This window comes from Bartonella sp. MR63HLJHH (assembly GCF_042194155.1).
GTDB lineage: Bacteria > Pseudomonadota > Alphaproteobacteria > Rhizobiales > Rhizobiaceae > Bartonella > Bartonella grahamii.
In genome coordinates, this window is sequence record NZ_JBHIMN010000012.1 from 14,899 (window position 1) to 38,555 (window position 23,657).

The 23,657-nt window shown below is 37.3% G+C and carries 18 protein-coding genes, 3 tRNA genes and 3 pseudogenes; 14 read left to right on the forward strand and 10 right to left on the reverse strand.

Annotated features, from left to right (window positions below; genetic code table 11):
* Nucleotides 1–177: 177 nt before the first annotated feature.
* From ACFIKQ_RS07890 to ACFIKQ_RS07900, 3 genes and pseudogenes are all read right to left on the reverse strand, one after another.
* Nucleotides 178–683, reverse strand: a pseudogene (locus ACFIKQ_RS07890) (hypothetical protein).
* Nucleotides 670–1,016: pseudogene (locus ACFIKQ_RS07895) on the reverse strand (hypothetical protein). The pseudogenes ACFIKQ_RS07890 and ACFIKQ_RS07895 overlap by 14 nt, the downstream one beginning before the upstream one ends.
* Nucleotides 1,017–1,224: 208 nt before the next feature.
* Nucleotides 1,225–1,491, reverse strand: coding sequence for a hypothetical protein (locus ACFIKQ_RS07900; protein WP_375644768.1), 267 nt, complete (start codon nt 1,489–1,491; stop codon nt 1,225–1,227).
* 525 nt (nt 1,492–2,016) lie between these two features.
* Between ACFIKQ_RS07900 and ACFIKQ_RS07905 the strand changes: the two genes are divergently transcribed.
* Nucleotides 2,017–2,169, forward strand: a complete 153-nt coding sequence (locus ACFIKQ_RS07905; protein ID WP_375636210.1) for a hypothetical protein — start codon at nt 2,017–2,019, stop codon at nt 2,167–2,169.
* A 255-nt stretch (nt 2,170–2,424) separates the two neighbouring features.
* Here ACFIKQ_RS07905 and ACFIKQ_RS07910 read toward each other — a convergent pair.
* A tRNA-Leu gene (locus ACFIKQ_RS07910) sits at nt 2,425–2,510 on the reverse strand.
* A 147-nt stretch (nt 2,511–2,657) separates the two neighbouring features.
* Here ACFIKQ_RS07910 and ilvA point away from each other — a divergent pair.
* The 3 genes from ilvA (at nt 2,658) to ACFIKQ_RS07925 (ending at nt 6,176) form a co-directional block, all read left to right on the forward strand.
* Complete coding sequence (ilvA, locus tag ACFIKQ_RS07915) at nt 2,658–3,935, forward strand: threonine ammonia-lyase IlvA (RefSeq protein WP_375656229.1); 1,278 nt, start codon at nt 2,658–2,660, stop codon at nt 3,933–3,935.
* A gap of 35 nt (nt 3,936–3,970) precedes the next feature.
* Nucleotides 3,971–4,501, forward strand: coding sequence for a hypothetical protein (locus ACFIKQ_RS07920; RefSeq protein ID WP_273788554.1), 531 nt, complete (start codon nt 3,971–3,973; stop codon nt 4,499–4,501).
* Nucleotides 4,502–4,793: 292 nt separating this feature from the next.
* Entirely contained in the window at nt 4,794–6,176 is a 1,383-nt protein-coding gene (locus tag ACFIKQ_RS07925) for a DEAD/DEAH box helicase (RefSeq protein WP_375636214.1), read from the forward strand.
* A gap of 1,392 nt (nt 6,177–7,568) precedes the next feature.
* Here the strand turns inward: ACFIKQ_RS07925 and ACFIKQ_RS07930 are convergent.
* Nucleotides 7,569–7,643, reverse strand: a tRNA-Asn gene (locus ACFIKQ_RS07930).
* Between the two features lie 186 nt (nt 7,644–7,829).
* Between ACFIKQ_RS07930 and ACFIKQ_RS07935 the strand changes: the two genes are divergently transcribed.
* The 6 genes from ACFIKQ_RS07935 to ACFIKQ_RS07960 all read left to right on the forward strand — a co-directional run bounded on the left by ACFIKQ_RS07935 (nt 7,830) and on the right by ACFIKQ_RS07960 (nt 15,777).
* Nucleotides 7,830–7,903: transfer RNA gene (locus ACFIKQ_RS07935), tRNA-Cys, on the forward strand.
* A 234-nt stretch (nt 7,904–8,137) separates the two neighbouring features.
* Complete coding sequence (locus ACFIKQ_RS07940; RefSeq protein ID WP_375636216.1) at nt 8,138–8,812, forward strand: protein-L-isoaspartate O-methyltransferase; 675 nt, start codon at nt 8,138–8,140, stop codon at nt 8,810–8,812.
* A gap of 108 nt (nt 8,813–8,920) precedes the next feature.
* Complete coding sequence (locus ACFIKQ_RS07945) at nt 8,921–10,162, forward strand: TolC family outer membrane protein (protein WP_375636236.1); 1,242 nt, start codon at nt 8,921–8,923, stop codon at nt 10,160–10,162.
* A gap of 260 nt (nt 10,163–10,422) precedes the next feature.
* On the forward strand, nt 10,423–10,989 hold the full coding sequence (locus ACFIKQ_RS07950) for a DUF2497 domain-containing protein (protein WP_375619594.1): 567 nt from the start codon (nt 10,423–10,425) through the stop codon (nt 10,987–10,989).
* A gap of 137 nt (nt 10,990–11,126) precedes the next feature.
* A complete protein-coding gene (locus ACFIKQ_RS07955; protein ID WP_375636219.1) occupies nt 11,127–13,850 on the forward strand; it encodes a valine--tRNA ligase in 2,724 nt (907 codons plus the stop codon).
* 1,135 nt (nt 13,851–14,985) lie between these two features.
* Nucleotides 14,986–15,777 (forward strand): tetratricopeptide repeat protein, encoded by a 792-nt coding sequence (locus ACFIKQ_RS07960; protein WP_375636221.1) that lies wholly within the window; start codon nt 14,986–14,988, stop codon nt 15,775–15,777.
* Nucleotides 15,778–15,879: 102 nt separating this feature from the next.
* Here the strand turns inward: ACFIKQ_RS07960 and ACFIKQ_RS07965 are convergent, their stop codons facing one another.
* From ACFIKQ_RS07965 to xth, 5 genes are all read right to left on the reverse strand, one after another.
* The gene (locus ACFIKQ_RS07965) at nt 15,880–16,626 is read right to left on the reverse strand and encodes an amino acid ABC transporter ATP-binding protein (protein WP_015856594.1); all 747 of its coding nucleotides are present in this window, start codon (nt 16,624–16,626) and stop codon (nt 15,880–15,882) included.
* A gap of 11 nt (nt 16,627–16,637) precedes the next feature.
* Nucleotides 16,638–17,354, reverse strand: a complete 717-nt coding sequence (locus tag ACFIKQ_RS07970) for an amino acid ABC transporter permease (protein WP_273788550.1) — start codon at nt 17,352–17,354, stop codon at nt 16,638–16,640.
* Between the two features lie 2 nt (nt 17,355–17,356).
* Nucleotides 17,357–18,109: an amino acid ABC transporter permease gene (locus ACFIKQ_RS07975; protein ID WP_375644764.1), complete on the reverse strand. Its 753-nt coding sequence runs from the start codon at nt 18,107–18,109 to the stop codon at nt 17,357–17,359.
* 141 nt (nt 18,110–18,250) lie between these two features.
* Complete coding sequence (locus tag ACFIKQ_RS07980; protein ID WP_375636226.1) at nt 18,251–19,156, reverse strand: transporter substrate-binding domain-containing protein; 906 nt, start codon at nt 19,154–19,156, stop codon at nt 18,251–18,253.
* 122 nt (nt 19,157–19,278) lie between these two features.
* Complete coding sequence (gene xth / locus ACFIKQ_RS07985) at nt 19,279–20,061, reverse strand: exodeoxyribonuclease III (RefSeq protein ID WP_375647255.1); 783 nt, start codon at nt 20,059–20,061, stop codon at nt 19,279–19,281.
* Between the two features lie 488 nt (nt 20,062–20,549).
* Between xth and rpsL the strand changes: the two genes are divergently transcribed.
* From rpsL to ACFIKQ_RS08005, 4 genes and pseudogenes are all read left to right on the forward strand, one after another.
* Nucleotides 20,550–20,921 (forward strand): 30S ribosomal protein S12, encoded by a 372-nt coding sequence (gene rpsL, locus ACFIKQ_RS07990; RefSeq protein ID WP_005773262.1) that lies wholly within the window; start codon nt 20,550–20,552, stop codon nt 20,919–20,921.
* Between the two features lie 18 nt (nt 20,922–20,939).
* Complete coding sequence (rpsG, locus tag ACFIKQ_RS07995; RefSeq protein ID WP_015856589.1) at nt 20,940–21,410, forward strand: 30S ribosomal protein S7; 471 nt, start codon at nt 20,940–20,942, stop codon at nt 21,408–21,410.
* Nucleotides 21,411–21,434: 24 nt separating this feature from the next.
* A complete protein-coding gene (fusA, locus tag ACFIKQ_RS08000) occupies nt 21,435–23,519 on the forward strand; it encodes an elongation factor G (RefSeq protein ID WP_375647257.1) in 2,085 nt (694 codons plus the stop codon).
* A 62-nt stretch (nt 23,520–23,581) separates the two neighbouring features.
* Nucleotides 23,582–23,657: pseudogene (locus tag ACFIKQ_RS08005) on the forward strand (elongation factor Tu); the annotation flags it as partial.

Consider the following 23,657-nt stretch of genomic DNA (forward strand, 5'->3'; position numbering starts at 1 on the left):
ACCTATCCGCTTAACTCTAAGTATTTTTACACACTTGATACTTTCTTAATAGCATGACTTTGCAATTTTTTCTTTTTTATACTTACCTAATTGAATATAAATCGCTTTTTCTAGCTTGCTATCTATAAGGTCATAAGAATGAATTCTTTGTAAAAAATTATAAAATCGGAAATTTTACTATGGCTTTTTAACTGAGCACTGTAGTGCGTAAATGGACATGTTTATTAAATTGCGTGTGCTTAACATAAGAAACAATACACAGACTAAAAAGAGTACTAAAGAGCAATATCTAAGTACCAGTATCCAATGGAAAAGAAAGCTTATGCTCCAAGTACTTAGAAATGATGGGTAAAGAGACCGTTTCTTTATAACTACTTGGGAAAATTAAAACGACAAGCGCTAAACTTATTAGCTTTAAGAGTCTGTGCATATACTGGTGTAAATCACGTGTTAGTTTCACCCAACCTGTTGTATTTCCGCATTTGTATTTTGGGTTGCTCTGCAATTCAGAAGGAATATTGGAATTGCATAAAATTGCAAAAACAGTTGTGACTATTACCAAAGAAACAGATGCGAATGTCAAAATACTCTGAATAAAGTAAAGATTTTTTAATTCCTAAAAAACATAAAAATATAAAAGTTATAATGCCAAACAAGGCTCTTAGCTGCTTATCTGTAAACATATTGATTTCCTGCGGTTTTCGATAATTTTTTGATCTCTCTGTTGATCTCGTCTATAAGAGGTTCGTAATTGAGAATGTTTTTTAGAATAGCACCACCGTAAACTCATGCTTTTACTTGTGCTTTGGTACTAAAATCCGCATTCTTAGGTGTTTTGTAATACTGATCAGCATCAAATTTTTCACACTCTCTTGTACCGTCTTCATATTCGTAGAGCTTGTAAAAATACTCCTCTGCCCCATCCTCCATGGTGTATATCCCACTGCTGTTGTAACAAACCTCTTTCGCATGGGCTGTTTACGGTTTTTTAAGAATAGATGTTTTAAAATGAACATGCTTTAATCCTAATTTTACAAATTTGTCTATTTGCCTCAAATTTGACCGTACAGAGCGTTTTATATTATAAATTTTTTATCATAAAATCTTAAATCGCTGTGTACGGTGCCTTTATGTCGATTTAAATGCACATCTAATCACAAAACGATCAGCACTTTTCACTAGTTTGCTAACCTGCAATGTTTTTCACTGTTCCTCCAAGACCATTTAAATCCCTTCAAGCTTTTGCTTTTCAACCAACGTGAGTGGTCTTGAATCCTCTTTCATTGCCTTTTCTTTCAGCCTTTTTTCACGGGTGTTCAAAACAGCTTTGCGTACAAGATTGGCTTTCGCCAAAAGACTGTTTTCCAAGTGATCTTGTAGCGCATGTCCTTTTGCATACACCGTCTTAATCATTTCTTCTTTTGAGGCATTGCCTTTATCTGTTGTTACCTTCATTTTTGTAAGCCATTGCTGAAAACGCAAATAGCGCATACCATCGCCTTCAAAACGAGAGGATTCAAAATTGACAGTGCTACTTGTTATATTGCTGTCTACACGAGAAATTGTCCAGCCTGTCTAGGTATCTAGATCAAGGCAGAGAATGGTTTGTGCATTGATGATCATATTCCCCCATTAAGGCTGTTGCGTATTTATATGTGCGCTATGACAGAGCGTGTTGTGATTGCCTGTCTTGAAAAAATGTTTGTGAGAAAATACTTGAAACTACTTTTTGGCTAAATTTTTTACTGCCATTCGAGGAAAATAATCTTGGAAGCAGTTAATCTTCGAATTTATTCTTCTTGTTTTTGAGTTACATCTTTTTGTGTACGTATTAATTTCAGCTTCTTTATTATCTTTTTTCTGAGCTTTTGCATTGTTTTACAAGAGTCATGAAGAGTAGGAGCCACCCCAAAATTAGCAATAAAATAGATAACAACTGCTTCTACTAAACTCAGATCTATCTCCGTTTCATACCTCACTTCCTTTTCTTCATATTATCTTACTCCTGTTAAGAGCGTGAATGGTGCTGCTGGTGTTGGAGAAATCTTAGGATTGATGATGAGGCATTTGTTAGATGCAAATGACCTCGAAAAAGAGCTTAAGCATTACAAATCAGTTACAACAGAAGTTAAGCGAATTTTACCAAGCCCTGTTGTGAAAGCTACTTAACGTTAAAAACATGACTCATTTCCTCATCCTTAAGGATGAGGAAATAGAGATTGACTGCCTCTCCACCCTAAAAGACGAGGAGGAGGTCAAAGTGCTAAAAAGGTACTTCAAAAAGCAGCAATGATTCGTATTTTAGCATCATCGCGGTGCCGTCTGATAGCGTTATAATGGAGTTGCGAAAGGTGGTTTAGAAGGTGGTTTAATTTTTGTTGATTTTTAATAAATCATTGGAAAATAAGGGGAATTAAGACAGTCTGGTGCGGACGGCGGGACTTGAACCCGCAAGGTCTTTGACCGGCAGATTTTAAGTCTGCTATGTTTACCGTTTTCATCACGTCCGCGATGAGAGTTCTCTCATAAGCTATATCTTTTATTGAATCAAGAATTAATGACAAAAGAAACATTTTTCATTTTTTTAGTAAAATTTTGACTGACAATAGTTTTCTTTATCGCTAGAAAAAGCTTTTATAATGTAAATAAAGCATGAAATGATTAGTGTTATGAGTCAATTTATTCAAGACGTCACAAAAGCTATGGTGGGATTGCATCACGTGTTTGCTGAAACACCACTTCAAAGAAATGATTTTCTTAGTCAAAAGTATGATGCAGAAATTTATTTAAAGCGTGAAGATTTAACACCGGTGCGGTCTTATAAGATTCGTGGTGCTTTCAATTTTGTTTCAGAAATGCTGAGCAGTCTATCACCAGATTCTGCATTTGTTTGTGCTTCAGCAGGGAATCACGCGCAAGGGGTTTCTTTTGTTTGTCGTTATTTTAAACGTAAAGGCGTGATTTTTATGCCTATGACAACGCCACAACAAAAAATTGAGAAAACACGTATTTTTGGTAAAGAATTCATTGATATTCGTTTGATTGGTGAAACATTTGATCAATGTTATGAAGCTGCGCAATCCTTTGTCGTGGAGAGCGGTGGTGTAATGGCTCCACCTTTTGATGATATTCGCATTATTACGGGGCAGGCAACAGTGCTCTGTGAAGCTGCTTTACAATGGAAAAAACTTAATGGAGAAAGTGAGCCAGATTTAATGATTGTGCCAGTAGGGGGGGGGGGGTTGGCAAGTGGGGTGAGCAAGTTTTTACATGAATATGGTTGGAAAACAAAGCTTCGTTTTGTTGAGCCGCAAAGAGCTGCAAGTTTGCTGGCTTGTTTGGAGAGTGGAAAACGCGTCAAGCTTGAAAGTATTGACACTTTTGTAGATGGTGCTGCTGTGGCTGAAATTGGTGCGCTAAACTATACAATTCTAAAGAAATTTTCCCCTGATTCTGTCATTACGGTTCCTGAAAATCGTGTTTGTTCTACGATGGTTGAAATGCTTAATGTTGAAGGTGTGGTCCTTGAACCGGCTGGTGCTTTATCGATTGACGCGCTTAACAGTATTCCTCCTCAAGAGTTAAAGGGGAAAAAAATTCTTCTCGTTATTTCAGGAGGTAATTTTGATTTTGAGCGTTTGCCAGAAATTAAAGAGCGTTCTTTACGTTTCCAAGGGTTGAGAAAATATTTTATTTTTAGTTTTCCGCAACATCCTGGTGCATTGCGTCATTTTCTTTCCACATTATCACCAGATGATGATATCGTACGTTTTGAATATCTTAAAAAATCAGCGAGAAACTTTGGTTCTGTATTGGTTGCGATTGAAACAAAAAAATACGGTAATTTTTGTCTTTTAGAGGAAAAATTTCAAGCGTTAGGTTGGCGTTATCGTGATATTACTGATGATCAAACATTATTTGATTTCGTTATTTGAGAAACTGAAATTTTACTAAAACAAGAAGTACAATGATGAAACCTATTTTTTATTTGGTGCTGAGTCTATTTTTCTTTTTGATTGTTAATCAACAGAGTTTAGCATCTCAGCCCACAATAATACAAAAAGCTGAACTTTCAAGAGTTGTTGTTGATGTCAATAATGCTATAAAAAATAGGGATTTTACACCTATTTCTCGTTATATGCCTGAGCGACTTTATAAAGAGATGGCACATCGATTGAATACAACAGAGAGTGCTTTACGTAGTGATTTTCTTCAACAGTTGCATAGGAAATTTGAGAATTTGCCTTCTGGTGCTTATTATTTAGATAAAGAAAATATAGAGTATTTACAAACTGATAACGGTACTTTGTATGCTTTAATTCCAACAGTTCTTGAGATGAAGGATCGCATCATTCGATATAAAACTTTGGCGATTTTTGATAAAACCCAATGGTATTTAATTTATGGCGGTCAAAAAACTTTACAAAATCCAGTTTTTCTCGAGATTTATCCTGATTTTATCAAGGTACATTTACCGATGGACACAATCATCAAAAAGTAAACGATCTAAATATTGTTTTTTTATTCATGATAAATGTATTTCGTAAAGTTCTTGCTTTTTTATCATAATCCAAGGATAATGGGGATGAAGGCATTTAGGCTGGTTTGTTGGCTTTTTGTAAAGTGAAGTTTATACGCCTTTATCTTGATTTCAAGGTGCTCATGAGTTGCGCAAGCTGCTTTTTAAGCGTTGCTTCATTTAAAATGTCAGGGATTTCTCTTGCGCGGATTCTTGAGTGGAAAGTTCAGCTGGTTACTTGTTTTGAGTTCTTCAGCTGAGGAAAGATTGTATTTTGCCTATAAACGAAGAAAATGTTTTTACAAAGTTAGGTTTGCCTACTCTTTTGATTAAAAATTTACTCATTGCTGGGATGAGTAAACCTAAACCTATACAAGAACAAGCTATTCCAGTGATGTTGAAAGGACACGATATTTTAGGTGTTGCTCAGACAGGTTCTGGAAAAACCTTGGCGTTTGGTTTACCTATTTTAAGTCAGATTTTGGCTTTGGGTAATAAACGCTGTCCTAAAACTGCACGCGCTTTGATTTTAGCTCCAACGCGTGAACTTGCTGTCCAGATTGATGAAACGATTCGCACTGCGGCGAAGGGAGCTCATCTTTCAACATGTCTTATTTTTGGGGGCGTGTCACGTTTAAAACAAATTAAACGTATGGAAGCAGGTGTGGATGTTTTGATAGCGACTCCAGGGCGTTTGAGAGATCTTGTTCGTGAAAAGTGTGTTGATCTTTCCCAATCTCGTTTTTTGATTTTGGATGAAGCAGATCGTATGTTGGATATGGGGTTTATTCATGATGTCAAGCAAATTGCAAAGCTTTTGCATCAAGAGCGTCAGACAGCACTCTTTTCTGCAACAATGCCGAGGGAAATTGCTGTGCTTGCAAAATGTTTACTCAATGATCCTGTTAAAATTGAAGTTGTTCCTCAAGGTACTACGGCTGTAGAGATTTGCCAAAAATTATATTGTGTTCCTACGAATGAAAAAAAGAATGTTTTAAGTAAACTTTTGACAAATCCAGCTTTTAATTCGGTTATTGTTTTTACCCGAACTAAACATGGGGCTGATTCTGTTACACGTAGTTTGGCAAAGATAGGATATTCAGTCGCAACGATTCATGGGAATAAATCACAAGGTGCTCGCCAGTCTGCTTTAAAAGCTTTTCGTGAAAGATCTGTGCAGATCCTTGTGGCAACAGATATTGCTGCACGCGGTATTGATATACCAGGGATAAGCCACGTTATTAATTATGACTTACCAGATGAAGCTGAAAGTTATGTACATCGTATCGGTCGTACAGGACGTAATGGTGCATCTGGTGAAGCACTTACACTTTTTGATGAGAAGATAGAAAGGGAACGGTTGCGTGCTATAGAGCGCTTGATTCGTATGAAATTGGTGGCTGAGTCAGTTCCAGAGCAATTTGCAGCGTTTCCAGAAAAGCCAATTGTGCCAGAAAGTAGAGAAAAAGAAAACGATAAGGAACGCCGTTTTAAAAAATCTAAACGTCAAAAACAGTTTTTAGGTCGAAAAGATGATGCCGCACAGTTGCAGCGGAAGAATTCTTCATCTCCAAATGAGAGGCATAAAAAAGCAAAAGCGGTGCCAAAGCGTGCAAAGCCTTTTCGTTTTCGAAAATCAGTTAAGAAGGCTGCCTAGATAAAGTCTTGAGAAAAGATTATGTACTGGAGATTTTTTACTTTTGTTGATTTGTTCTCAATTGAAAAGAGGTATAAAATATTCTTGCCAAAATAAGAAGGTCTTTTAGAGGTTTTCATTTCTAAAAAATGAAAACCTCTAAGTGTTTGGATTATTTAAAAATCTTTTAAAAAGAAATTATTACTGTAGAGGCGATTATTTATTTTCTTTATTTCCATTTTTTAAAATGGGAATGAAAATAGATTTTATTTATATAAAATTATTTTTTAAAAGATGTGTTTTATCTTTAATGATAACTTTTAATTTTAAAAATTTATTTCTAATAATAACTCATTGTTTTATATATTGATAATTCATTATATCGTAAAATTTTTTTCATTTTGAAGCTATTTATGTGGATCAATCAAAAGTATTCATTTGCACGTTATATGTGAAATTATCGTATAGATAAACATTTGAGAAATAAATAAAATGATTCTTATAAACTCTTTCAAAGGCAAGGGGTATTGCTAAGATTGAGAGTTGGAAAATAGTATGATGGTATGGCTTTTATTATAAATAAAGATGGGATGATTAATCGATTTCATTTTATATCATTTACGGGAGTCATTGTGAAATGGGCTTGGGGGGAATTTAAGAGATATCTCTTTAGAAAAGCGTGTGACTGCATAATGAAATAGCAAGAATGTCATGATTTCTGAAGGCTTTCTCAGGATTCTTAACAATTTAGCTTGTTATCTTGGTTTTTATTGTAAAACACTATTATTTGGGGGGATATAAAGCCTATAAGACTTTATGTATTAAATGTTTTATGACAGTGGGATGAAATATCCAAGGCAAGGTTGTTTGTAAAGCGTTGAAGTGGTTAGCAGGAGGAACAACCTGTTAGATAAGACGCCGGAATGTTTACAGACTTGTTTGATGTTTTTTGCTTTTAAGATGGGGAGGCGGTTATGTGGGATGTATGGAGATAATATATGCCCTGATTGTTGTTTCTTCCATTTTTCAAAATGATTGTTTCATGAGCAGTTTTTTAAGTTTAATTGCTTTATGGAGTACAAATCATTTTTTCCTTGGACAAAAATTATATGAGATCTTTTTCATTGCTGATGGAGCTTAATAATTCCTTCTCGTGAAAGAAGCCCTATTTTATAATGTGCAAATAATTGCAGAGCTCTCTGATAGAGGCGCGGTAGTTTGAAAAAAGTAATCTTATTTGTGCTATTTTAAAATGAATCAATGGTTCTTTGCGTTCATTGAAAAAAATACATCCCGTAGGATATTGTGTTTCTACTTTATAGTAAAAACCTTATTCTCTCACTTTTATTAACGAATTCCTCACTTAAAAAAACATATGGAAAACCAATAAGTTATTTGTGATAGAAAAGAATGTGGCTCCCCGGGCCGGATTCGAACCAGCGACCAACCGGTTAACAGCCGGTTGCTCTACCGCTGAGCTACCGGGGAATGGTGCCCAATCATTTAGTTGAAAAGGCTATAGCAAAGCAATACTGATTTGCAAAGGATAAAATTACTTTTTTTTTAAAAAAATATGATAAATTGTGTAATAAGAGGAAAAAAGGCGAGAGAAAATTTCTACACCTTGACGGATGCGTTGCCTTCCCTTATTGAAACCTTTATGTTTGTTGACGAGGCCTCGTGGCGGAATGGTTACGCAGAGGACTGCAAATCCTTGTATCCCGGTTCGATTCCGGGCGAGGCCTCCAGCCGATTTTAAACGAAACGGCTTTTAGGGGAGATGAGGTATAGGAAAATAGATTATTTCCCTCTATAGTTGTTCCTCTATAGTTGTGAAGACACTTTTTTATGAGAGATCATACAGTTAAAATCTAATTGTTGACTGGAGCATCCTTTTTCGTAACGCTCATAGTTTGAGAGATCTTCGTCCATCATTGTCGCTGTTTTGTTTGTTTTTTGTAGGTTAGGAGAAAATATTCGTTATGGTTGCAGATTTTGCTGAGCTTCGTCGCAAAATGGTTGACAATCAAATTCGTACAGTTGATGTAACGGATTTATCAGTTCTTGAAGCGTTTTTAACGGTATCTCGTGAAGATTTTGTATCGGAAGATATGAAAGTATTAAGTTATCTTGATACCGACATTGTTCTATGTCCAGTACAAGATGGGGTTCCTGCACGCTATTTGATGAAACCTGCATCTCTAGCGAAATTACTACAGCTTGCCGCTGTAAAATCATCAGATGTTGTTTTAGATATTGGTGCAAATAGTGGTTATTGTGCAGCGTTGCTTGCAAAACTTGCAGGGTCTGTGATTGCGTTGGAAAGTAATAAATCTCTTTTTGAACGTGCTCTTGAAGCTTTAGAACGTAATCAATGTGATAATGTGGTTGTCGTTCATGGTCCATTAGAGCAAGGATATGCCGTTGAGGGACCTTACGATGTGATTTTCATTGAGGGATCTGTTGATTTTATTCCACAAGGTATCTTTGATCAAATGAAAGACTGTGGACGTCTTGTTGTGGTTGAAGGGTATGGAAATGCTGCTGTTGCACAAATCTATATAAAAGAAGATGGAATCATTTCTGCACGTCGTGCTTTTAACCTCGCTGTAAAGCCTATTCCTTGTTTTTTAAAAACACCTGGTTTTGTGTTTTAGTGCTTGTTTGTTTTGTGAATAAAAGATAATTTTGTAATTTATTTGGGGTTTGTTATTGTGTGTATTGTGTTTAGAGTAAACAAGAAGTTTCAGGTGTGTTTATTACTGGTGTTGAGTATTTTACTATCAGATACTGTTTATGCTGAGACATTGATGGATGCCTTTTCTAAGGCTTATAAGCATAATGCTAAGTTGAATAGTGAACGTGCAGCTGTGCGTATATCCAGTGATGATGTTGTCATTGCGCGATCAGGGTTATTGCCTCAAGTTGAGGGGGTTGGGAGCTATGGTCGGAATAAGTCTTTTACAGGTCCTTATGTCACTTCTGGATCTATAGGCGTGAGATTAAATCAAAGATTATTTGATGGTTTTATCACGCAAAATATCTTTTCTTCAGCTCAAGTTAAGTTGCAGGCTCAGCGTGAATATCTTCGTAATGTTGAACAAAATACGTTTCTGGAGACAGTGACCGCTTATGCTAATGTCTATCACGCACGTCGTGTTGCCGATCTTCGGAGAGAAAATTTGGCAGCTCTTGAAGAACAAGTTCGTTCCAATAAAGCAAAATTTGATGTGGGTGAAGGAGGGCATGTTGATCTTGCTCAAGCTCAAGCTGCACGTTCCGTGGCTGTTTCAGAGCTGAGTCTTGCTCGTGCTGATGTAAAAGCAGCAGAGGCAGTGTATCGACAAGTTATTGGTTCTGATCCTGAAAAGTTGAAACGCCCACCCGTAGCCAAAGATTTTCCCGTCAACCTTGATATGGCTTACCAAATGAGCGTTGTGATGCATCCAGCAATCCTTTATGCTAAATATTTAGTCGATGCGAGTGTTTACAATGTAAAGGCGAAAGAAGGAGCATTGCTCCCTAAAGTTGATTTTTCTGCAACAGCATCTTATAATCGAATCTACAGCGGTGCTGGAGAGGATGGAGTTTCTAAATCAATAGGATTGTCAGTAAGTGTCCCAATCTTTGAAGGAGGTCGTACGTCTGCGCAAATTCGTCAATCAAGGGAACAGCTTGGACAGGCGCAGCTTCAACTCGATTTGGTGCATAGTAATACTAGGCAAGTACTTACTTCTGCTTGGTTTCAGTTGGAGGGCGCGCGCTCATCTGTTATTGCTTACCGTGAAAGTGTTCGTGCTGCTGAAATTGCTCTGAAAGGCCGTGTTCAAGAAAATCGCGTAGGGCAAGCAACGACGCTGGATGTTTTAAATTCTCGTACTCAATTGATTAATGCTCAGATTGCGCTTGCAATGGCGGAGCGTAATGCTGTTGTGGCAAGCTATAGTGTTCAATCTTCTATTGGTAGATTGACTGCAAATTATTTAGGTTTAAAAACAATTAAATAATATATCCGATAATGCATAAAAGTATCTCTTTAATCTTAAATTATTTTAGTTTTTAAAAGATTAGTAAATCAATAGTTGAATATGTTTAAAAATAGAATGGTGAGATGTTATTTTTATAAGTGCAGAAAATTGTGTGTAGCGCCCTCTTTATGACAAGCATATTTGAAAATATCGCGGGAGGCATGTTGATCTTATGATTCTTTTGCATACACTGAAAGTATGATTCTATTTGTTGTTGCGTCTTTGAGAGGTTGTAAAGTATGGTACAGAGTTCAAGCGTGTTACGTGAGCCAAGTATGGATGAAATTTTAACATCTATTCGTGAAATAATCGAAGAAAATGCGGTTCAATCTGATCACTTTTTAAATGAAGATGTTGCAGTGAATGCTTCGGAAGGTCGTTCAGAAGCTGCATCAGAGGGTATTTATGATACAACCTTATCGGTTGATGATGCTATGAAAGCTTTAGCTGATCGTATTGGTCTTTCTTCTGAAAATCAAGGGGGGAAGATAACGCAAGAGAAAGAGGATATAGAGGCAGAAAATAATACAGTTGGTATGGATATGCAAAAGATGAAGCTTTCTTCTGAAGAACGGAATTCTGTTTATAAAGCAAAAGAATATGAAGATGAGATAAGGAAATCACAGTCAGAAGCTAGAGGGGATGGTCATGTGGAATTGTCTGCATATTGTATTTCTTCTGCAGAAAAGATTGCAAAGGATGTGTTGCGTCCGGCTATAGCAGAATGGTTACAGTCTAAATTGCCTATTTTGCTGGAAGATATTTTGCGTGAAGAGATTGTGAAAGCGATTAAAAAATCATCTTAATTGTTTTTATGTTTTTCATTTTATGAGAATTTTGTTTGCGATTTTGCGAGCTCTCTAGTGAATGGCTGAAAATCACGGGTTTTTGATCGGGATTTGATCATATATTGTGTTTTTCAGCGGCGTTATGGATGGATAGAATGTTAGAAAAAAACTATGATGCTGCCTCTATAGAGCAACGGGTTGCAAAGAGATGGGAGACTCGTGGGGCCTTTAAAGTGGGAGCTGGTTCTAAAAGCGGTGCAGAACCTTTTTGCGTTATGCTTCCACCTCCTAATGTTACGGGCTCACTTCATATGGGGCACGCGCTCAATACGACAATTCAAGATATAATAGTTAGATTTCAGCGGATGCGTGGCAGAAATGTCTTGTGGCAGCCTGGTATGGATCATGCTGGGATTGCTACACAAATGGTTGTAGAGCGTCAACTTGCAGAACGCCAAGAGCCAACGCGTCAAGAAATGGGGAGAGAAAAGTTTATTGAGCGTATTTGGGAGTGGCGTTATGAAACTGGAGGCGTTATTGCAAACCAGTTGCGTCGCCTTGGGGTTTCATGTGATTGGTCGCGTGAGCGGTTTACAATGGATGAGGGGTTGTCGCAGGCAGTTCGTGAAGTCTTTGTCACGCTTTATAAGCAAGGGTTGATATATAGGGATAAGCGCCTCGTCAATTGGGATCCTAAATTGTTGACAGCTATTTCAGATCTTGAAGTTGAGCAAAAAGAAGTTCAAGGACATTTGTGGCACTTTAGATATCCACTTGAGGGTAAAATTTTTGATCCAAATGATGCGACAACTTTTATAACAGTGGCGACAACACGACCAGAAACAATGCTTGGTGATACAGGAATTGCCGTTAATCCTGAAGATGAGCGTTATAAAAATCTTATCGGTAAAAATGCTCTTTTGCCACTTGTTGGTCGTAGGTTATTAATTGTTGGTGATACGCATGCTGATCCTGAAGCTGGAAGTGGTGCTGTAAAAATCACACCAGCTCATGACTTTAATGATTTTGAAGTAGGACAGCGTAATCATTTACGCTTGATCAATATTTTTACCCAAAAAGCCGAGATTTTTCTCCGTGAAAATGAAGCATTTTTTGATGGTTTGATTTTATCAGATGAATTAAAAATGTTAGTAGAAAATCTCGATAAATCTGATCGTTTTTTTGCGCGCCAGAAGATTGTTTCTTTGATGGAAGAACAGGGATATTTAGCCTCTGTGGACGATCATACCCATATGGTTCCTCATGGAGATCGCAGTGGTGTCCCTATTGAGCCGTTTTTGACAGATCAATGGTATGTTCATGCTGCTAAATTAGCAAAGCCAGCGATAGAGGCTGTTCAACAAGGCAAAACGCAGTTCGTTCCCGATAGCTGGAAAAAGACTTACTTCAATTGGATGGAAAATATTCAACCTTGGTGCATTTCTCGCCAATTGTGGTGGGGACATCAGATTCCTGCTTGGTATGGTCCTGATGGAACGGTTTTTGTTGAAAAAAGTGAAAAAGAGGCTTTAGATTCAGCTTTTGCTCATTATGGTGAGGTTGTTGAATTAATCCGTGATCCGGATGTTTTAGATACTTGGTTTTCATCAGCTCTTTGGCCTTTTTCAACATTAGGATGGCCAAATAAAACGACTGAATTATCTACTTTTTACCCAACATCTTTATCCGTGACAGGATTTGATATTATTTTTTTCTGGGTTGCTCGTATGATGATGATGGGACTTCACTTTATGGGTGACGTTCCTTTTCCAACGGTCTATGTGCACGCTCTTGTTCGGGATCAAAAGGGTGCAAAGATGTCAAAATCAAAGGGAAATATTATTGATCCCTTAGAGCTTATTGATCAATATAGTGCTGATGCACTCCGGTTTACTTTAGCTATTATGGCAGCACAAGGTCGTGATGTAAAACTTGATGCTTCCCGTATTGCTGGTTATCGTAATTTTGCTACGAAATTGTGGAATGCTACCCGATTTGCACAGATGAATGGTGTGAAGCATGATCCAACTTTTAAGCCAGAACAAGCAAAACTGGCGCTTAATCGTTGGATTTTAACAGAATTATCCAAAACGATTTCAGCAGTGACGGCTGGTATTGAACACTATAAATTTAATGAGTCAGCTGCCACACTTTATCGTTTCATTTGGAATACATTATGTGATTGGTATTTGGAGCTTCTCAAACCTATTTTTCAGGGGGGAAATGAAGATGCTAAAAATGAGGCTCAAGCTTGTACTGCTTGGGTTTTAGATGAAGTTTATAAACTTCTTCATCCTTTTATGCCTCATATGACGGAAGAGTTGTGGTCTCTTACAGAAACGCAAGCCATCAAGCGTGAGGATATGCTCGCATTGACAAAATGGCCAGAGGAAACATTGATAGATGAAGAAGCTGCTGATGATATTAATTGGCTTATTGATGTCGTTACAGGGATTCGGTCAGTACGTTTTGAAATGAATATTCCAGTGGCTACACAAGCACCTCTTGTTGTTGTTGAAGGAGGGGAAGTAACGCGAGAGCGTGTGAGGCGTTATGATGCACTTCTTAAAAAATTAGCGCGTATTGAAGTTATTGATTTCTCTGATAAAGTTCCGGAAGTATCGGCACAAATGATTTTGGGAGAGGCTGTTTTTTGTTTACCATTAGGACAGTTGATTGATTTGGAGGCTGAACGTGTTCGTTTGAGGAAGGATGTCAGTAAAATTGAACAAGATATTGAAAAAATATCGCTTAAGTTAAACAATCCCAAATTTATAGCAAATGCAAAAGCAGAAATTGTTGAGCGTGAACGGAACAGGGTTGTAGAACTGCGTGCAGCGCAGAAGAAAATATTTGTTGCTTTAGAGCGGTTGGATTGATTTCAGCTTTTTATTTTTTGATGGATGATTTCATACTATTAGGGCTGGTGTAGATCTTCTTTAAAAAAACTTTTTCTTTTGTTAGTTTTTCATGAACGATCATAAAATCTCTACTGAAATCCATTGTTTTATGTTTATCATTAAAGGAACATCTTTTAAGGTACCCGAGCCTATTTCACGACGGAAATCATGAATGGTATAACGGTAAATCCATTGAGCTCCCCTTCTTTACGCTTGTGAAGTAACAAGCGCTGGCACCATCCCACCCAATCCGGACAAGGACTTGGCACTTAAGACCGTTCATAAGAGGCATTTTTAGTTCTTTCTTATACAGAGTTTTTATCCACATAGCTCTCTCTGCTTGTAATGTGCAAGCGGATGGGTTTGATTGATTCAACATGGAACAGGTTTTGAATGAGAGAATCTTACGATATTCTAGGGACTCATTCAACATACAAAAAAGGTAAATTATCATTATAAATCAATATGTTGTTTTATTACTGTAAAACATCATCATTTAGAGTAGCAATATAAGGCATGTAAAATTACACATGTGGTATTTTTGTTTTATGTAGTGGTGAGTATTCTGAGGTAGGGCTTGTGTGTAAAGTATGAATTAACCCCATGTGAAATGATGTCAGGTGGAATCTGTTAAACAAAAAGCTGTATTGTTTATAGATTGACGGTGGCAAAAAACTTCATCTTTAAGCTGGTAAGGCAGTTGTGAAGTTATAAGTTAACGATCATCATTATATTTATTTATCTTTCGTATTGTTTTTTAAACGCTTACCATTCATTATGTATTCTCTTCGTTCTCAAGTTGCTGTTTAATGCACGTTATTTTATTGAGCGACTTTTATTCATACGTATACAATTTTAAAATCAATAAATCCTAGAATGTTAAAGGAGGTGTTACAAAATATAGAATGATGATTTATATTTAAAAATCAATTTGTTATATATAAAAATGGATACTTAATTTTATCGAACATTTTGGATGGTTTTAATTTATTGATCTTTTCTTTTAAAATTTTTACTTTAAAATCGCGTGTGCTTCTTACTAAGAAAAAGGCTTTAAATATCTACAAAGAAATTTGTAACAGATATAATCATTAAAATTGAGATAGGGGGGGAAATGGTTAATAGGTTTCAGATATGGAAAAAAGCCACTATTGTTGTGATTTTAGGGGGATTTTTTTCGACTGTTTATGCAATAGATGTTAATAGCTTGCAAGAAGCGAATGATGGTTCGTTTTATTTTTTTAAACGTGGTATGTCTGCTTATAAAGATGGACATATAAATCAGGCTATTGCAGCATTACGTCGTGCGGCTAAGAGAGGCCATATTGGTGCGAATTGGAAACTTGGCTCTATCTATGCAAACGGTGATGGTGTCCCTAAAAATGATTATAAGGCATATCATTTTTTGGCATATATTGTTGAAAAAGGTACTGATCTTGGTTCAGAGGATGAAAGTTATGTTTCTGATGCATTGGTTAAACTTGCGGGATATATAAAAAAAGGTATTCCTCAATCACCTGTGAAACCTGATCCTTCTTATGCTGCTCATCTTTATATGCAGGCTGCGGTGAACTATGGAAATCCTAAAGCTCAGTATCATTTAGGAAAAATATTTTTAAAGGGAGAGGGAAGGGAGAAGAATCTTATACAAGCAGCACGATGGTTTCAACTTTCAGCAAAAAAAGGAAATCCTTCCGCCCAAGCAATGCTTGGAAATATGCTGCTTCAAGAAGGAAAAATTGTCCGTGGGGCAGCATTGTTAACTGCTGCCTATGAAAAAGCTAATGTAAAAGACAGAAATTGGATTCGCCCTTTGCAAGAACAGGCTTTTGCTCTTTGTAATGAATTTGAGAGACGTACAGCAATTTCACTGGTTGCTGATATTTTAAAAAATAACAGTTTTTAAACATCTGATTGTAATATTTTTACATTCTCTCATCCGTTATTAAACTCTACTGTCTTGTGTCTAAGTTTACAGTAGAGATAGCTTTTTGTGATAATATAACGGCTAATGACTTAAGATTTTAGACAAAAATTCTTGCGTTCTTGGTGTTCTCGCTTGTGGATCAGAAAAGAACTCTTTAGATGAACAGTCTTCAAGAATTGTTCCTTGATCTATGAAAATAACACGCTCCGAGACTTTTTGTGCAAATCCCATTTCATGGGTTACACAAATCATCGTCATACCTTCTTCTGCTAAGCTAATCATGACATCGAGCACTTCACCTACCATTTCAGGATCTAGAGCAGATGTTGGTTCATCAAAAAGCATGACAAGTGGATCCATAGTTAAGGCACGTGCAATAGCAACACGTTGTTGTTGCCCTCCAGAAAGTTGACCAGGATATTTATCTTTGTGTTCAATCAGCCCAACGCGTTCAAGATACAACAATCCACGTTCAAGTGCTTCTTTTTTGCTTCGTTTTAGGACTTTAATTTGCGCAATTGTCAAATTTTCTGTGACAGATAAATGGGGGAAAAGCTCGAAGTGTTGAAATACCATTCCCACTTGACTTCGCAATTTAGGCAGATTCGTTTTTTTTGAATGAACTGGTACTCCGTTAATCCAAATTTCACCTTTTTGAAAAGGAACGAGAGCGTTAATAGTTTTAATGAGTGTTGATTTTCCTGATCCTGATGGACCACAAACGACAACGACCTCTCCTTTATTAATGTTGGTTGTACAGTTTTTAAGGACTTTAATTTCGCCATACCAATTAGAAACATTTTTTATTTCGATCATATGAGTAGACATTTTTTTTCCTATTAGCGAATAATGGATACTTTTTTTTGTAAATACAAAACTATTTGTGACAGTGTAAAACAGATAACAAAATAGAAAACAGCTGCTAAGATATAAGCTTCTTGCTTTACACCAAAATTATTAGCAGCAATATCAAAACCATTTAAAAGACTGTTGCCACTGATTGCATAAACAAGGGTTGTATCCTGAAAAAGGATAATAACTTGTGTTAAAAAAACTGGTAGCATGTCTCTAAAGGCTTGAGGAAGAATGACAATGTACATACTTTGCCAATATGTCATTCCGAGAGCTTGTCCCGCATATTTTTGTCCTTGCGAAACTGAGTTTATGCCAGCACGCATAATTTCTGCAAAATAAGCCGTTTCAAATGCGGTAAAGGTAATGAGTGCTGATTTATTTGCACCGATGGATGTACCGGTTAAAAAAGGCAAAAGCACGAAAAACCATAAGATAACCATCACAAGTGGTATTGAACGCATAGCTGTTATGTAAACGATTGCAAACCAAGAAAGAAGTTTTATGGAAGAAAGGCGCATCATTGCTAAAAGGGTGCCGAAAACAAACCCCAATACCGTTGCAAAAAGAGTTAGAAAAACGCTAAAGAGCAAACCTGATAAAATGTAAGAACGAAATACATCAAAGGTAAAAAAGGAAAAATCAAAGTCGGAAAAATTGAAAGGAAAATAAAGTCCAAACTGAGAGCTTATGAAATTCATCATTTTCAATTTCCCTTTGTTTGAAAATTAGGAATTTTGAGTATTTGTTCAATGACTGTCATCACAATGAATACGAATAAGGCTATTAGAATATAAAGAATCGTAACAAGCAAATAATTTTCGTAGACATGGCTTACCTCTTCAATTGCTTGGTATTGAAATTGCATGAGCTCATTTATTGAAACGGCGAATGCTATAGACGAATTTTTCACAATGCCCATTGCTTCTGAAGTAAGAGGCGGCATAATTGTACGTATAGCACGTGGTAGTATAATATAGCGATAACTTTGATAAGTTGTAAACCCCATTGCCATAGCAGCATAACGTTGTCCAGAAGGAATCGCTTCAATGCCTGAACGAACCTGTTCTGCAATGCGTGCAGATGTAAAGAATCCCAATGCGCATGTTATTAAGAGAATAGGGGAAAATTTCATCGCTGGTGGATAAATCTTAGGAACAACAAAATACCACAAAAATACTTGTACAAGGAGGGGAATATTACGCATAATCTCTACCCAAATAGCACCGATAGTGCGAAATATATAATTGATTATCGATGTTTTGGGTAAAGTGCGCATTGTTCCTATAATAACACCACACAATACAGCTAAGATAAGTGAAGTGATAGACAATATAACCGTATTTTTTAAGCCATCGAGAAGTGTATCTAAATAGGTATGGCTCACGCCGGGAGCTCCCAGGCATCCTGTTACCAGTGTTTGGGTAAGGTCATCTCTACAAAGGAAAGAAAAGTCCATTAATTGATATTCCCTCAAATTAGTCATTCACAAATAGGACAATAAATTAAGCGCATTTACATAGGCCAAATTTATTAAAAAGTGAATTAAAATATAAACCACACTCAATTTTTAAAGAGTGTGGTTTTTCTTTATTAAATTTTATAAATCTTTTTCTGTGTAGCTTTCTCGAGGCTTACTATTTGGGTGATCCCAAGCATATCTTGTTTGTTTTGACAAGGGAAGGTTCATAACAGTGTTAGCAGGTGGAATCGGTTTCATAAACCACTTATTATAAAGCTTTTCAAGTGATTCATCTTTAATCTGACGTACGATACTATCGTTGATTGTTTGTTCAAATTTTTTGTCATTTAATCTGAGCATACAGGCGATAGGTTCGACTGAAAGTACAGTATCAAGAATGACATAATCAGATGGATTCTTTGATTTAGCAATATGTCCAGCAAGAATTGAAGCATCCATAACAAAAGCATCTGCCTTACCAGATTCTAATAATAAAAAACTATCTCCGTGATCTTTCCCCTTTAAAACTTTAAACTGAATGTTTTTTGCACGTTTGTTTTTACGAATAAGTTGAACAGATGTTGTACCGGTGGTCGTTGCGACTGTTTTTCCATTTAAATCGTCAAGAGATTTAATGTTAGAGTTTTTCTTTACAGCAATCCGAACCTCTTCAATGTATGTCGTATAAGCAAATGCTGCTTCTTTACTGCGGGCAATATCATTTGTTGTTGAGCCGCACTCAAAATCATAGGTTTTATTTTTTAAGAGAGGAATTCTATTTTGAGAAGTGATAGGAAGATAATGAATTTTAATTGGTTTACCAATTTTTTTTGAGATATCATCAATGATACGTTCTGCCATTTCTGTATGAAAACCTACATATTTATTATTACCAAGGGCGTAGGCTAAACCAGATGATTCACGGACACCTAAAGTAATTTCCCCTGTTCGTTTTATTTTTTCAAGAGTATCATGTTCAGCATGCGCGACGCTTGTGAAACCAATGGCCGTTGCTGCAATAAACATTAATAATGATTTCTTCATTTATGTCCTCCATTCATTTATCTTTACTTTAGCTGTTTAAGATATACTGTTTACATGGTGTAGCATAGTTATTATTTTTGAGTGGAATTTTTTTGTTGTTTCATAATGGGGGGTGTACTTTCTTAATTGATATTAAGGTGAATCCAAACAGGAACGTGGTCGGATGGTTTTTGATATCCCCTTACTTCTGTTTGACTATGAGCGCAAATAAGCTGATCAACAGCTTCTGGTGATAATAATAAATGATCAATGCGAATCCCATTATTTTTAGGCCAAGCACCCGCCTGAAAATCCCAAAAACTGAAGGAGGGAGTATCGGTGACATTCCGGATAGCATCGTAAAGACCTAAATTAAGAATACGTTGAAATACTTTTCTTGTTTCTTGAAGAAATAAGGCATCTTGATACCATTCTTGAGGTTTTTTTGCATCTAATGGAGCGGGGATGACATTATAATCACCCGCTAGAATAAGGGGGTCTTCATACGCAAGCAATGATTTTGCATGTGTATATAATCTTTCCATCCATTCTATTTTATAGGAATATTTTTCACTCTCAATAGGATTCCCATTTGGTAAATAGAGAGATGCAACACGAACAACACCTTTGTTTGTTGAATAAACAGCTTCAATGTAACGTGTCTGCTCATCATTATCGTTGCCTGGTAATCGACGGATCACTTCATCTGGTGTTCTTTTAGAGAGAATCGCAACACCATTAAAACTTTTTTGTCCGTGTGTTTCTATATGGTAACCTAAATTTTCAATTGCATCGCGTGGAAAATTTTCATCAATACTTTTAATTTCCTGTAAACAGACTATGTCCGGCTGACTCTGCTGCAGCCATTGACATAATGTTTCATGTCGTGCTTTTATTCCAGCAATATTCCACGTTGCTATTTTCATGGCGCTCATCATTAGATATCAAGTATGCAATTTAATTTACTGCATTCATGTTTTATTACAGTCACATTGCTGCTTTTTTATTTTAGGGATATTACTATGGTAAATTGATTTATCAAGAGTAGCGGTAAAAGCAAATTTAAAGTTTTAAAATTTAATTTATTTTCATTTTTAAAAACTTTCTGCTGTTTAGTTCTTGACGAATGTAAGTGTTCTCGCTATTAGAGGTGGACATAACCGATGTGGATGTGATCAGGTGTTTTGGATATGAACCGAAAGATTATTCACAGGTGTTAAGAAGATTAAAAGCAAATGCTAGTGCAAAAGGCTATTGCCTTCTCTGCTTGTGGTCGGGTGAACTGTTTTTTGCAGGTATGCCCGATTTTGTGTGTAGACTTAGATATCTGTTCCGATTCTATTGGAGTGGATAGAAATGAAATAGAAAAGCCCGATTGGGTGAGACGAATGTAGATCGAAAAGAGGAAGGTTGCATGCCTACCGTAAACCAGTTGATTCGCAAGCCGCGTGTAGCGCCAGTTAAACGTAATAAGGTTCCTGCTTTGCAGTCGAATCCGCAGAAGCGTGGTGTTTGTACGCGTGTTTATACAACAACACCGAAGAAACCTAATTCTGCTCTTCGTAAAGTTGCTAAGATTCGCTTGACGAATGGATTTGAGGTGATTGGTTATATTCCTGGAGAGGGACATAATCTTCAAGAGCACTCTGTTGTGATGATTCGTGGTGGTCGTGTGAAAGATTTGCCAGGAGTTCGTTATCACATTATTCGTGGTTTGCTTGATACGCAGGGTGTCAAGAATCGTAAACAGCGTCGTTCAAAGTATGGCGCAAAGCGTCCAAAATAATATTGAGAGACAAAGCCAATGTCCCGTCGTCATAGAGCAGAAAAGCGTGAAATTAATCCAGATCCTAAGTTTGGTGATTTGGTTATTATGAAATTTATGAATGCCATTATGTTTGATGGTAAAAAATCAGTTGCAGAGCGTATTGTTTATGGTGCGCTCGATTCTGTAGAAAAAAGAGTAAAAACAGACCCTGTGGCTCTATTTCATCGGGCCTTAGAGAATGTTGCTCCTCATATTGAAGTTCGCTCACGCCGTGTTGGTGGTGCTACTTATCAAGTTCCGATTGATGTTCGTCCTGATCGTCGTCAGGCTCTTGCTATTCGTTGGTTGATTGCTGCGGCACGTGGTCGGAATGAAACGACGATGATTGAGCGTTTATCTGGTGAACTGATGGATGCGGCTAATAATCGCGGTTCTGCCGTGAAAAAGCGTGAAGATGTTCATCGTATGGCTGAGGCTAATCGTGCTTTTTCTCACTATCGCTGGTAGAAGTTTTAAACTAAGGCAAATATAATGGCTCGCGAATATAAAATTGAAGATTATCGTAATTTTGGTATTATGGCGCATATTGATGCTGGTAAGACTACGATGACTGAACGTATTCTGTTCTATACCGGCAAGAATCATAAAATTGGCGAGACCCATGATGGTGCTTCTACGATGGATTGGATGGAGCAGGAGCAGGAGCGCGGTATTACGATTACGTCTGCTGCGACAACGACGTTTTGGGAAGGGCGTGACGGTCGGAAGCGTCGCTTTAATATTATTGATACGCCAGGGCACGTTGATTTTACGATTGAGGTTGAGCGCTCTTTGCGTGTTCTTGATGGTGCAATAGCTTTGTTGGATGCAAATGCTGGTGTGGAGCCTCAGACGGAAACTGTTTGGCGGCAAGCTGAGAAATATCGTGTGCCTCGTATGGTTTTTGTTAATAAAATGGACAAAATAGGAGCTGACTTCTATCGTAGTGTGGAGATGGTTGGTTCTCGGTTGGGTGCTAAAGCGCTTGTTTTGCAGTTGCCGATTGGTGCTGAAAATGACTTTGAAGGCGTTGTTGATCTTGTAGAAATGAAGGCTTTAAAGTGGGATGGTTCTATTGGTGCCTCGGCGGTGATAAGTGAAATTCCCTCTGATTTAAGAGAGAAAGCTGAAGAATATCGCGAGAAATTGATTGAGATGGCTGTGGAGGTTGATGAAGCGGCGACAGAGGCTTATTTAGAAGGTGTTATGCCAACCAATGAACAGCTTGTTTCTCTCATTCGTAGGGGGACAGTAGAAGTTCAGTTTCATCCGGTTCTTTGTGGTACAGCTTTTAAAAACAAGGGAATTCAGCCGCTTTTGGATGCTGTTGTTTCTTATCTTCCTTCTCCAGTTGATGTTCCGGCAATTAGTGGTATTGATGTGAAGACTGAGACTGAGACGACACGTGAATCTTCAGATGATGCTCCACTATCTATGCTTGCTTTTAAAATTATGAATGATCCTTTTGTTGGTTCGTTGACGTTCTGTCGTATTTACTCAGGTAAAGTTCAGAAAGGTATTTCTCTTGAGAATACTGTGAAAAAGAAGAAAGAACGTTTGGGGCGTATGCTTCAAATGCATTCAAATTCTCGTGAGGATATTGAAGAAGCATTTGCTGGTGATATTGTTGCTCTTGCAGGGCTTAAAGAGACGACAACAGGTGATACTCTTTGTGATCCTTTGAAGCCTGTTATTTTGGAGAGGATGGAATTTCCAGAGCCTGTTATTGAGATTGCAATTGAACCGAAAACAAAAGCAGATCAAGAAAAAATGGGTATTGCTCTTAATCGTCTGGCAGCCGAAGATCCTTCATTTCGTGTTAAATCGGATGAGGAATCTGGTCAGACTATTATAGCTGGAATGGGTGAGCTTCATCTTGATATTATTGTTGACCGTATGCGGCGTGAATTTAAGGTTGAAGCAAATGTTGGGCAGCCTCAAGTTGCTTATCGTGAGTCAATTACTAAAATGGCGGAAATTGATTATACGCATAAGAAACAATCGGGTGGTGCCGGTCAGTTTGCTCGTGTGAAAATTGTTTTTGAGCCTCATGATGGTGATGACTTTATTTTTGAGTCGAAGATTGTGGGTGGTGCTGTTCCTAAAGAATATATTCCCGGCGTCCAAAAAGGGATTGAAAGTGTTATGGGGGCAGGTCCTCTTGCAGGCTTTCCTATGCTTGGTGTAAAAGCAACTCTTATTGATGGTGGCTATCACGATGTTGATTCTTCGGTTTTGGCTTTTGAGATTGCTGCTCGTGCAGCTTTTCGTGATGGAGCAAAGAAGGCTGGTGCACAGCTTCTTGAACCGATCATGAAGGTGGAAGTTGTTACACCAGATGATTATGTTGGTGATGTTATTGGTGATCTCAATTCTCGTCGGGGACAGATTTCAGGAACTGAAGCGCGCGGTATTGCAACGGTTGTGAATGCGATGGTTCCTTTGGCAAATATGTTTGGTTATGTGAATACCCTTCGCTCTATGAGTCAGGGGCGTGCACAGTACACAATGCAGTTTGATCATTACGAGCCTGTACCTTCGGCTGTTGCTTTGGAGATTCAAAAGAAATACGCGTAATTTCAGGTTGGTAATTAATTTTTAACTTAGTCCTTGGCTTGGACGGAAAATGGAGAGCTCAGATGGCGAAGAGCAAGTTTGAACGAACAAAACCGCATGTTAATATTGGTACGATTGGTCACGTTGATCATGGGAAGA

Bases quoted from the DNA above. Each gene is read 5' to 3' on its own strand.
- ACFIKQ_RS07900 (WP_375644768.1), bottom strand. From the start codon at position 1,491: ATGCGCTATTTGCGTTTTCAGCAATGGCTTACAAAAATGAAGGTAACA.
- ilvA (WP_375656229.1), top strand. From the start codon at position 2,658: ATGATTAGTGTTATGAGTCAATTTATTCAAGACGTCACAAAAGCTATG.
- ACFIKQ_RS07920 (WP_273788554.1), top strand. From the start codon at position 3,971: ATGAAACCTATTTTTTATTTGGTGCTGAGTCTATTTTTCTTTTTGATT.
- ACFIKQ_RS07940 (WP_375636216.1), top strand. From the start codon at position 8,138: ATGGTTGCAGATTTTGCTGAGCTTCGTCGCAAAATGGTTGACAATCAA.
- ACFIKQ_RS07950 (WP_375619594.1), top strand. From the start codon at position 10,423: ATGGTACAGAGTTCAAGCGTGTTACGTGAGCCAAGTATGGATGAAATT.
- ACFIKQ_RS07955 (WP_375636219.1), top strand. From the start codon at position 11,127: ATGTTAGAAAAAAACTATGATGCTGCCTCTATAGAGCAACGGGTTGCA.
- ACFIKQ_RS07960 (WP_375636221.1), top strand. From the start codon at position 14,986: ATGGTTAATAGGTTTCAGATATGGAAAAAAGCCACTATTGTTGTGATT.
- ACFIKQ_RS07965 (WP_015856594.1), bottom strand. From the start codon at position 16,626: ATGTCTACTCATATGATCGAAATAAAAAATGTTTCTAATTGGTATGGC.
- ACFIKQ_RS07970 (WP_273788550.1), bottom strand. From the start codon at position 17,354: ATGATGAATTTCATAAGCTCTCAGTTTGGACTTTATTTTCCTTTCAAT.
- ACFIKQ_RS07975 (WP_375644764.1), bottom strand. From the start codon at position 18,109: ATGGACTTTTCTTTCCTTTGTAGAGATGACCTTACCCAAACACTGGTA.
- ACFIKQ_RS07980 (WP_375636226.1), bottom strand. From the start codon at position 19,156: ATGAAGAAATCATTATTAATGTTTATTGCAGCAACGGCCATTGGTTTC.
- xth (WP_375647255.1), bottom strand. From the start codon at position 20,061: ATGAAAATAGCAACGTGGAATATTGCTGGAATAAAAGCACGACATGAA.
- rpsL (WP_005773262.1), top strand. From the start codon at position 20,550: ATGCCTACCGTAAACCAGTTGATTCGCAAGCCGCGTGTAGCGCCAGTT.
- rpsG (WP_015856589.1), top strand. From the start codon at position 20,940: ATGTCCCGTCGTCATAGAGCAGAAAAGCGTGAAATTAATCCAGATCCT.
- fusA (WP_375647257.1), top strand. From the start codon at position 21,435: ATGGCTCGCGAATATAAAATTGAAGATTATCGTAATTTTGGTATTATG.